Origin of the sequence: Amycolatopsis jejuensis (assembly GCF_000717335.1) — a bacterium.
Taxonomy (GTDB): domain Bacteria; phylum Actinomycetota; class Actinomycetes; order Mycobacteriales; family Pseudonocardiaceae; genus Amycolatopsis; species Amycolatopsis jejuensis.
Genome location: NZ_JNYZ01000087.1, coordinates 1 through 1,308, shown reverse-complemented (window position 1 = coordinate 1,308; position 1,308 = coordinate 1). Strand labels below are relative to the sequence as shown.

The 1,308-nt window shown below is 59.6% G+C and carries 1 protein-coding gene; it reads left to right on the top strand.

The genetic code is table 11. The features are described 5' to 3' along the window. The first annotated feature begins 131 nt into the window (after positions 1–131). Positions 132–1,271, top strand: coding sequence for a 2-nitroimidazole nitrohydrolase (gene nnhA, locus OO71_RS45825; RefSeq protein ID WP_084145833.1), 1,140 nt, complete (start codon positions 132–134; stop codon positions 1,269–1,271). The last annotated feature ends 37 nt before the right edge of the window (positions 1,272–1,308 follow it).

Below are 1,308 nucleotides of genomic sequence, written 5' to 3'. Positions count from 1 at the left end.
GTGGTGTCACGTTGTCGGGTGGGGGTGTTACGGGGTGATACGGGCAGCGGTTGTCGCTGTTGTGATGTGATCGATCGTTGCGCATTGTGGAGGGAGTTGATGGCCGGTTTGGCGTGAAGGGTGGTTGTGGGATGTCGAGTGTGAGTGGTTTGCCGTCGGATAAGAAGTATGGGGATTGGCGGGTGGAGGATATTCCTCTCTATCGGGAGGGGATGTCGACGTTTGAGTTTGTGCGGGCGACGCATGAGGCTGATTATCGGACGTATCAGGCGGAGCCGGTGGCGGGGCGGTCGTTTGGGTTTAATGGTATTGGTCGGTTGACTGAGGTTGCGTTGCATATGCCGACGAAGTACACGTTGCATGATCTGAGTCCGCAGTATCGGCAGGATCCGGGGTTTTTTCAGGGTTTGATGGGGGTGCCGGATCGGGGTCCGGTGGATTTGGCGGCGTTTCAGCGGGAGACGGAGGAGCTGGCGACGGCGTTTGAGTCGAATGGGATCAAGGTGCATTGGGTTGATTTTCCGGATGAGCCGACGAATCCGTATGGGCCGTTGATGGGGCATGTGTTTTTGTCGTGGGGTTCGGTGTGGCGGGGTGGGTCGGTGATTTCCCGGTTCGGGTTTTTGCCGGGGATGGTGGGGGTGACGGAGTATCTGGCGAAGTGGGCGTGGAATACGTTGAACATTCCTCCTCTGGTGGCGATCACGGAGGGGGCGATGGAGCCGGGTGCGTGTAACATGATCGCGGATGAGGTGCTGGTGACGTGTTTGTCGGCGTCGTATGACCAGCGGGGCACGGATCAGTTCGTGAACGCGATTTCGAAGACCGATGGTAATGACGAGTTCTATAATCTGCAGTTGCGTCCTGCGGTGGAGGGGTTCTTCAACAAGGCGACGGGGGCGTGTGCGCATCCGGACATCAATATCAACGCGATTGATGTGGGGAAGCTGGTGGTGTCGCCGGCGGCGTTGGACATGGAGGCGCGGACGTGGCTGTATGACAACAACTTCGAGTTGATCGAGGCGGACGCGGACGAGCAGCGGGAGTTCCTTGCCCCGTGTAACGTGTTGTTGCTGGAGCCGGGCAAGGTGATCGCGCATGCGGATTGTGTGAAGACGAATCAGAAGATCCGTGATGCGGGGGTCGAGGTGATCGAGGTGACGGGGACCGAGATCCGGAAGGCGTGTGGCGGGATCAAGTGCCGGGTGATGCAGATCAACCGTGAGCGTGGTGCGACGCTGGCGGACGTGCGGAACCGTTCCTGGCGCTAAATCCCCCGGAAAGGGCCTGGGGGGTGGTGCCGTCCAG

Coding starts and splice junctions, on each gene's coding strand:
- nnhA (WP_084145833.1), top strand. CDS start 132: ATGTCGAGTGTGAGTGGTTTGCCGTCGGATAAGAAGTATGGGGATTGG.